Genomic DNA, 8,770 nt, shown 5'->3' on the forward strand with positions numbered 1-8,770 from the left:
TCGGCGTCTCCGCTTACCCGCGGTCGCCGCCACCCCAGGCGCTCAGCCCGGGAAGCGTCCGCTGTTGCGCAGAGTCCAGCGCCTCTCCGCGTACGCCATGTCATCACGCCACAGTCGCCCGGCCGCCGCCCGCATGACGGGGCGCAGCAGGGGCGTCAGGGACCTGGCGACCGCGAAGCCCCGCCGGTCGGACGCGGCGATCACTGCTTCGAACACGGCCGTACGAGGTTGTCCCGCAGGGTCCGGCTCGAGCGGCGTGGCGTGCGTTTCCACCACGGAGCCCGCTCCCTCGCCCTGGGTGATGTGCATGACCACGGTCCGCGGTTCGGGAGCCGTGAAGACGGCCGTGACCGGTACCACCGCGCGTGCGGCCACCTTGAAGGACACCTCCACGGCGAAGCAGTCCTCGGCATCGCTCACCGGCCCGGCGCCGGGCTCGTCCACCACGCGGAGATCGACAAAGGAGTAGGGGTGGAACCAGGCGCCGTGCCAGGGGTCGAGGCGATTGGCGATGATGTCCTCGGGTTCGCAGGCCCCCGTGGCGGTGCAGACCGCCGACACACTCCCGGCCGCCCGCGGACGCTCGGGGATCACCGGACGGTCCAGGGGCTGCTCACCGCCGACCGAGTCGAGGCGTACCCAGGCCAGGACCCCGTCGTCGTAGGCGGGGTAGGGCTGCCAGCCCGCCCGCGCCGATCCGTCGAGGGCCAGCCCGTGCCAGTGACAGAAGAGGGTGCCGCACCGCACGGCACTGTCCTTCAGCGGAGCTCCGAGATGGGGACAGGCGCCGGGGCCGGCCCGTAGAGCTCCCGCGGCGTCGCGCCACGCGACGACCTCGGTGCCGGCGATGGTGCGGCCCAGCGGTCGCTCGGCCGTGATGTCACGGATGTCGCCCAGCACGTACCAGTTGCCGGATGGCCTGGCCTGGGCGCGCTTGAGTGCCTGCGCGATGACGGCCGGCTTCGCCTCGCGCCAGGTCGGGTGCTGCCGCTCCCACGCCACGGGACGGCGCCGCAGCCTCAGCGGATAGCGGCCGGTGCCGGAGAAGCGTCCGGAGCTCATACGGCCTCCTTCCTCGGCTGCCGCGTTCGGGCCTGAGCAGGGTGCGGCCTGTTCGACGGTGACGGCGCGTCAGCTTCAGTTGCGTAGGAGACGGCGGCGCCCGTGGAGCGGGCGCGCAGGCGGGCCGCGGCCAGGCGGGCCAGACCGTCACAGGCGACCGCCGCCCGGCGGCGGCGCGGTACCACGGCACGTCGGTGCAGGACCGCGAATCCGTCGCGTGCGATGGCGTCGAGGATCGCGCCGTACAGCACGAACGCGGTGCGGATGCAGGGCCGAGACACGGGGGCGAGCAGCGGCAGGCCGGGTGCTGCCTCGCGGTAGACGCGCCGGGTGAGCGAGGTGGCGTCCCGCAGGGCCGCGGTGATGCGCCGGTCGTCGCGCCCGCTGTCCCTGCTCCAGCGCAGGAGGGCGCGGTCGACGCCGTGTGCGGCCAGCAGGTCCATGGGGAGGTAGACGCGTCCGCGGTCGAGGTCTTCGCCGACGTCCCTGAGGAAGTTGGTCAGTTGGAAGGCGACGCCGAGCGCGGCGGCGTGCGGGGCGGCCTCCTCGCGGGGGGCGACCGTGCCCAGGACGGGAAGCATCTGCAGGCCGATGACGGCTGCCGAGCCGTGCATGTAGTTCCGCAGGTCCGCGTAGCGCGGGTACTCGGTGACCTCCAGATCGAGGCGCATCGACGTCATGAAGTCCGTGAAGAGTTCCGGTGCGATGGCGTAACGGGCGGCGGTGTCCGACAGGGCCGCCACCACCGGGTCCGTGCTCACCCCCTTGCGCAGGCCGACTTCGAGGTCGGTCTGCAGGAGGTGCAGGGCCTTCGCGCGCTCGTCTGCCGTGGCCGTGGAGTCGAGGTCGTCGACGATGTCGTCGGCCCATCGGGCGAATCCGTACAGGGCGTGTACGGCGGGTCTGCGTTCGACGGGCAGCAGCCGTGTGGCCAGGAAGTACGTCTTGCCGTGCCGTGCGTTGAGCTGGCGGCAGTGGGTGTAGGCGGCGCGCAGGGCGGGGTCGGTGATGCCCGCGCTGTCGAGTTCCCGGGCGGTCATGGCGCGAGGCCCTTCGTGTGGGTCGGAGCCTGGATCCGGGCGGGTGCTGCCGGCCGCGGGCCGGTGATGCGTGCCGCGGCGAGCTTTCCCGAGATCAGGACGGTCGGTACGCCGACTCCCGGGGTCGTGCCGCAGCCTGCCAGGACGGCGTTGTCGATGCCGCGTACGAGGTTGCGGGGGCGGAAGGGGCCGGTCTGGGCGAAGGTGTGGGCGGCGGAGAACGGGGTGCCGGCCGCGTGTCCTTGCGCGGTCCAGTCCGCCGGCGTGACCAGGCACTCCTCTTCGATGGCGGAGGCCATGCCGTGCAGCCCGCGTCGTTCCAGTTCGGTGAGGAGGTCGTCGCGATAGCGGGGCGTGAGGTCGCGCCATTGGTGGGCGGAGGGGCCGATGCGGGTGTTGGGGCAGGGCGCCAGGATGTAGTGCAGGTGGCGTCCTGGCGGGGCGAGTGTGGGGTCGGTGGCCGTGGGGCGGGTGATCAGCAGGGAGGGGTCGGACATCAGGCTGCCGGTGCGGGTCAGTTCGTGGAAGGTACGTTTCCAGGCGGAGCCGAACGAGATGGTGTGGTGGGCCAGTTGGGGCCAGGTGCGGTCGGTGCCCGCGTGCAGGACCACCGCCGAGGGAGAGTGGCTCAGGCGGACGGGGCGGCGCGGCTGAGTTCCGAGCAGGCGGTAGGCGACCGGCAGGTCCGGCGTCAGGACCACGGCGTCGCACGGGAACCGTTCCTGATCGGTGACCACGGCCGTGATGCGGTCCCCGCGTCGTTCGAGGCGCGTCACCTCCTGCCCGAAGCGCAGGTCGGCTCCTGCGTCGGTGGCGGCCGCCGCCATGGCCCGTGGCAGGGCGTGCATCCCGCCTCGCGGGAAGTAGACGCCGGCGATGGTGTCCATGTACGCGATGACGGCGTACGCGGCCAGCGCGCGGGCCGGGGGCACACCCGCGTACAGCGCCTGGAAGGTGAAGACGCGGCGCAGTCGCTCGTCGGAGATGAACCGGCCGATGCGCGCGTCCAGACGGCCGAAGCCGCCGAGTGCCGCCAGGCGGACCAGATCCGGTGTCAGCAGGCCCAAAGGTGAGTCGAAGTTGGTGTCGATGAACCGGCGCATCTGGGCCTTGTACACGTGCTGCAGCCAGGTACGCAGCCTGCGATATCCGGCGGCCTCCCTGGCCCCGGCGAAGCGCTCGACCTCGGCTTCCATCGCCTCCGCCCGGGTGTGGACGTCCAGGCTGCTGCCGTCGGCGAACCGCGCCCGGTAGGCCGGGTGCAGCTCAAGCAGCTCCACACGGTCGCTGAGCCGGTCGCCGACCGCGGCGAACGCTTCGTCCGCCAGGTCGGGCATGGTCAGGACGGTGGGCCCGGTGTCCATCCGGTAGCCGCCGCGTTCGAGCAAGCCGGCCCGGCCGCCGGGCTCCAGGTCCCGCTCGATGACGGTGACACGTCGGCCGGCGCCCAGGAGGTGCAGCGTGGCGGACAGGCCCGCCAGTCCCGCTCCGACGACCACCACATGATCCGTCGGTCCTTGCAGACGCCTCATCGGTTCCTCTCCTCGCGGGCGGCAGTGGCAGCGGCACCGGCACCGGCAGTGGCAGCGGCACCGGCACCGGCAGTGGCAGCGGCAGTGGCGGCGGGGGCGAGCCGGGGGGCCGACACGCCGCTGACCAGGTAGAAAAGCTCCCGAAGTTGCGCTTCGGCCGCCCGGCGAGGGAGCGCGGCATCGGCCAGATGCCGCACGCTCTGCGCGGCGAGCCGTCGTACTCGGTTCTCGACGATGCCGCGGGCCCCGGTCGCCTCCAGCACGCTGCGTACGCGGTCCAGTGCGAGCCCTGTCGACTCGGCCCGGCCGCCGAGGACGGTGTCGAGGACGGCGAGTGAGTCCCGGTCGGCCCCGGCCTCGGCGCGCTCCCGGGCCACGGCCATCAGATACGTCGCCTTGCCTTCGCGGATGTCGTCGCCCGCAGGTTTGCCCGTGTGGTCGGAGTCCGCGTAGACCCCCAGCAGGTCGTCCCGCAGTTGGAAGGCGAGGCCCGCGCAGCGGCCTGCCGCGCACAGCGCCCGCGTGGTCCGGCCGTCCGCGCCGGCCAGCGCCGCACCGAAGGCCAGCGGCCGTTCCACTGAATACAGGGCGCTTTTCAGCGTCGCCGTGCGGGCAGCCCGGGACAGGGAACGGGAACCGGTCACCTGCCCGTGCAGGTCGAGGTACTGGCCCGCGACCATTTCCTCCCGCATGGCCTGCCACAGCGCACGGACGGCCCGTGCCGTGCCCGCATCGAGCGCCGTGTCGGCCACCAGGTCGTCGGCCCAGGCCAGGGCCAGGTCGCCGACCAGGATGGCCGCGGATGTCCCGAACGAGGCACTGGCCCTGCGGGCGGCTGCGTTGGTGCGGGTGCTGGTGCTGTAGCGGGCCTCGAGTTCGACATGGACGGCTTGTTGCCCCCTGCGCAGTGGCGAGCCGTCCATCACGTCGTCGTGGACCAGCGCACAGGTCTGGATCAGCTCGAGGCCGACGCAGAGGCGCAACGCGGCCCGGATCTGGTCGGCATCGAGGGTCTCGGCGCACGCCCGCAACCCCCACCAGAGGAAGCGCGGGCGCAGGCGCTTGCCGCCGCTGGAAGTGAAGTGGGCGACGCGTCCGGCCACGTCCTTGGCGAAAGCGGGGTCGATTCTGCGGGCGGCCTCAAGACGTTCGGCCAAGACCCGTTCCAGCGTGCGGCCCACGGCCGCGGGAACATCTGCGTCGATGAGGGCCGGATCGTGAAGAACCTCGGGGGCCGCTGCAGCCTCAGGGATCTCCGGGACCGCCGGGATTTCCGGCCGCTCCCCGGGGACCTGGGGCATCCCGGGGGAGGGGCCGGGATCTCGGCCAGACCTCGCCCGATCGTGCCCATGGTCGTACGCGATCCGTGGATCGCCCAGGTCAGGGGCGAGGAATGCCTCCGTCCGGGCGCGGTGCATCGCATTTCCTCTCGTCGCATTCGATCGGCATGACGTCTCCTCCCCTTCCGTCCGCCTGCACCGGGCGGATGCAGCTGACAAGCAAACCTTTGGGGGAGCAGGTCTGGGGCCGATTGGCTGGGTGCTCCCAGATGCCGCCGTGCCAACGTTCCGCGTGCGCTTCGGCTACGGATCCCTCGACGGGTACGTTTCGCTCGGCGGGACGAGTGGACGAGTCATGAGGCCACCGTCTCGCGGCGCGGCCTGACACGCATGTCGACGAGACGGTGCTGGAGGGCGGTTCGAGGAGCAAAGGACCGCGTCCCGCATGGTGATCCGTATGTCGTGCATCCATAGGTGCCATATCGGGTGAAACGACACCATGAAGCTGAAAGATGAACTCCCGGTCGACCATCACTTGGCGACCGTCTACCGCTACGGGGCGGCGTTCTGCGGTCTGGTGCTGCTGGTTTTCGCGGGCCTGGGCTTCGCCGACGCGCTCGACCCCTTCGCCACGAAGGGCGACACGATCGCGGGCATGACCACCAACGTCGCGCTCAGCACGATCTCGGTCGTGGTGGGGATCGCGCTCCTCGCCGGAGCCGTGATCGGCGGCAATTTCGCCTCTACGCTCAACGTCACCGTGGGCGCGCTGTTCGTACTCAGCGGCTTCGCCCACCTCTTCGTCCTCGACCGCGCCGCCAATGTCCTGAACTTCGGAATGACCAACGTGATCTTCAGTTTCGTGATGGGACTGCTCATCGCGACGTTCGGCATGTACGGCCGGGTCTCCAGCAAACTCCCGCACGACAACCCGTACTGGCGTCGTCGGCATATCGCGTGAGGCGGGAGCCGCCGACTGCGAGTGCCCCATGCCCGAGGGCCCCATGCCCGAGCGCTCCACGCCCGGGCGCCGCTGCCCACGTGCATGGTCGGACGGCCGTATCCCCCCACATCACGGCCGTCCGACCGACCGCATCCAGGTCGCGTCACCGGTGAAGGGGCCGAACTGGAGCTTTTCGTGTTCGCTCACGGACAAGAGTGGCCCAACAGGTGATCTGGGGTCGACGTGATTTGGCCTAGCCCGAATAACGACATCTTGATCAGGCTCTGCGCATGCCCTTACGGATCCACTTCACCGCAGCCGACTTGGCCCGCACCCGGCTGGCCGAGGGACCTCGTCCCATGCTGGAGCTGGATATCGCGTTGCGACTGCTGCAGGAAGGAAGCCATGCGACACGGTTCGGGGCCTGGCGCAAGGAATCGCTGCACCGTCTGTCGCCCAGGGTGCGGCGACTGTTCGATCTGATCCCGCCGACGGGCTGGACCGTGGACTTCCTCGATCAATCGACCGCCGGCAGCATCGACGAGGCAGTGGAGCGGGTGCGGGCCACGCCCGCCACCCGTATCCGCAAAGATACGGAGACCTGGGCCGGGCGCGACCGTCGGCGTGCCGCGCCGCCCTGGACGCAGTCACTCGGCAGCGACGGGCACCTGCTCACGGAACTGGCCGACACCGTCGCTCACGCCCACAAGCAGGTCATCGCCCCCTACCAGCGGCACATGGACGCCCTCAGCCGCGCGGATCAGGCACTGCGCGCCCGCCAGGCCACGCACGGCGGCCTCGACATGCTGCTGACCGGCCTCAACCCCCGCTACATCCGGTGGGAGGCGCCCGTCCTCGAACTCACCATGGCTTCCGGCAGCTCCGGCGACATCCATCTCGCGGGCCGCGGCCTGCTTCTGATTCCCTCAGTCTTCGGGGCGGTGTACCCGGCGCTGGATGACACAGCCGAACCCCAGCCGTGGCTGACCTACCCCGTGGGGCTCCGCGACACGGACCTCTGCCTGCCGTCCACCGACACGGCGCGAGCCCTCAGTACGGTCCCCGACTCTCTGACCGCGCTCCTCGGCCACACCCGCGCCGTGGTGCTGTGGACCATCGCCCGGCACCCTGGCTGCACCACCACGGAACTCGCCCGCCGCGCCGGCATCTCCCCGGCCAGCGCCAGCCAGCACGCGACCGTACTGCGCACCGCAGGCCTCTCCCACACCACACGCCACCACAACACAGCTCTGCACACCACAACGCCCGCAGGCACCGACCTCCTGAACACCGCAGCCTGAAACCACGGCCCCGTCATCTCTCAGGCGCCGATCCCTCGCCATGGGCCACCCGCCGTGCCGCCCTCAGTCAGGCGGCTAACCTGCGCTGCCGCGTCGCCGCACATGGCCACATGGAAACAACAGTTGGCACGGGCTCCTGCCAGGCTGCTCTAGAGGCGTTCTTGCGGGAGGGGGGTGCCGCACCCGGCGGGCAGACGCCTGGACCGGCAGAACGAAAAGAAGGTCGCTTGGGTCAGTTCGGTGTGCCCGGGCCTGTCGCTTACCGGTACCTGAACCGCTGCCGACAGTGTGCATTCGTGTGCCGTGCGGCGAGAACCTCTGCAGGTCATGGGATACAGGACGATTTGTCGCCCAAGGCGACCCCGGCTCTCCCCAGGCAAGAAGAGCCGGGTCGCAGCAACAGGCCAGGGGAACCGAACGGGCGGACTGACGGAGTAAGGCCACGCCAGCCCCGCCCTGCTCTACGTCGGGGAGACCATCGCACCCACTGCAGGATCTGTGATCGTGGCGCTGAAGAACTGAAAGGCCGACAGCTCAAAGCCATTGTGGCGCGTGATGCCTGCGTGCCTGAGACACCACAGGTGTGCCTCATCCGGGTCAGCCGAATCCACCGAGTGCTTACTACAGACGAGGCATTTGCCTACGTGCCGCACGGCCGTTCCAGGCATGGCCGCCAGTGTCCATTCGAGGGGCACGTAACGGCCTCGTGGCAAGCTGTCCTCACTCACCCGAACGCCCCTGCCGGAAGCTGCGGATCGTCGTCGTCCTCGTCGCTGTCGTCCACATCGGATAGGTCGGATGCGGACAAGCGATCTCCCCGGCTCTCCGCGATTCGATGGACCTCTCGAAGCGACTCGGTCAACCGGGCAGTCACGAAGCGGAGTTCCTCGGGCGTGGCCTTGCGGTCAGCGAGCGTGTCCGCCGCATGCCCGAGAAGATCGCACGCCATGCCTAGTTGAACACTCTCGACGTTGTCGGCCAACCGCGCCATGAAGCCCGTCCCCGGACCCACAAGAATGCAAGGGTTTCCCTCCAACGTCGACCACGGCAGCACCCGCACTTGATCACTCATACCGTCAGCTCCACCCTATGGATCAAAAGGGGGCTGATGTCCTCACCAGTCAGCCCAGGCATGTGCAGCAGCGGCCCAATTAGGACGTCGTCGTTCCGTACAGCCGAGCTTGCCCAGGAAGGCCGGTGGCGCCCCGGGGCGGGTTGGAGGAGCTGTAACGGCTGCCCGGAGACGCGAGCGATACAGTCCGACATGTCGACCTGCTTTCTCAGGTAAGCCATGCCCCGAGGCCGTTGCAGCGGTCGCCGGGGTCTGATCTTTCAGCCTTCCGATTGGAACGTCTGAGAAGTAGCCCAAGCTGGATACCCGCGGTGAGTAGCATCAGCGGACAACGAGTAGCACCGGCCGGCGTCTTGTCCCTCACTCCGGAGCGTCGCTCATGCCTACCTACGAACCGCCCCGCGACCTTCCAGAGCGTGTTCTCAGTGATCCTGAGATGATTCGGGATGGTGTCCCACCGAGTGGTGTAGGCGGGCCGGGCGTTGGAACGCGCGGTTATCTGCTCGGGGCGTGCGCCTGCTGACGGCGTCTGCTCCCTGA

General features: G+C 69.9%; 6 protein-coding genes and 1 pseudogene. 2 read left to right on the forward strand and 5 right to left on the reverse strand.

What is annotated here, in order from left to right:
• Window positions 1-42: 42 nt before the first annotated feature.
• From AB0M70_RS39725 to AB0M70_RS39740, 4 genes are read right to left on the reverse strand one after another with little or no spacing between them, the layout of a single operon-like run.
• On the reverse strand, window positions 43-1,062 hold the full coding sequence (locus AB0M70_RS39725; protein WP_365828292.1) for a DUF5914 domain-containing protein: 1,020 nt from the start codon (window positions 1,060-1,062) through the stop codon (window positions 43-45).
• Complete coding sequence (locus tag AB0M70_RS39730) at window positions 1,059-2,102, reverse strand: phytoene/squalene synthase family protein (protein ID WP_365828293.1); 1,044 nt, start codon at window positions 2,100-2,102, stop codon at window positions 1,059-1,061. Before AB0M70_RS39730 ends, AB0M70_RS39725 begins: the two co-directional genes overlap by 4 nt.
• Window positions 2,099-3,634 carry a phytoene desaturase gene (locus AB0M70_RS39735; RefSeq protein WP_365828295.1) on the reverse strand — a complete coding sequence of 512 codons (1,536 nt, stop codon included), beginning with the start codon at window positions 3,632-3,634 and terminating at the stop codon, window positions 2,099-2,101. Before AB0M70_RS39735 ends, AB0M70_RS39730 begins: the two co-directional genes overlap by 4 nt.
• Window positions 3,631-4,791: a polyprenyl synthetase family protein gene (locus tag AB0M70_RS39740; RefSeq protein WP_365828296.1), complete on the reverse strand. Its 1,161-nt coding sequence runs from the start codon at window positions 4,789-4,791 to the stop codon at window positions 3,631-3,633. The genes AB0M70_RS39735 and AB0M70_RS39740 overlap by 4 nt, the downstream gene beginning before the upstream one ends.
• A 622-nt stretch (window positions 4,792-5,413) precedes the next feature.
• Between AB0M70_RS39740 and AB0M70_RS39745 the strand changes: the two are divergent.
• Both AB0M70_RS39745 and AB0M70_RS39750 read left to right on the forward strand, forming a co-directional pair.
• Window positions 5,414-5,866, forward strand: a pseudogene (locus AB0M70_RS39745) (DUF4383 domain-containing protein); the annotation flags it as partial.
• A 281-nt stretch (window positions 5,867-6,147) separates the two neighbouring features.
• Window positions 6,148-7,158, forward strand: a complete 1,011-nt coding sequence (locus AB0M70_RS39750) for a winged helix-turn-helix domain-containing protein (protein ID WP_365828298.1) — start codon at window positions 6,148-6,150, stop codon at window positions 7,156-7,158.
• Between the two features lie 724 nt (window positions 7,159-7,882).
• On the opposite strand, the gene AB0M70_RS39755 is transcribed toward AB0M70_RS39750, so the two are convergent.
• Window positions 7,883-8,230 (reverse strand): hypothetical protein, encoded by a 348-nt coding sequence (locus tag AB0M70_RS39755; protein ID WP_365828300.1) that lies wholly within the window; start codon window positions 8,228-8,230, stop codon window positions 7,883-7,885.
• Window positions 8,231-8,770: the final 540 nt, after the last annotated feature.

It is taken from the genome of Streptomyces sp. NPDC051214 (assembly GCF_040682375.1).
Taxonomy (GTDB): Bacteria; Actinomycetota; Actinomycetes; order Streptomycetales; family Streptomycetaceae; genus Streptomyces.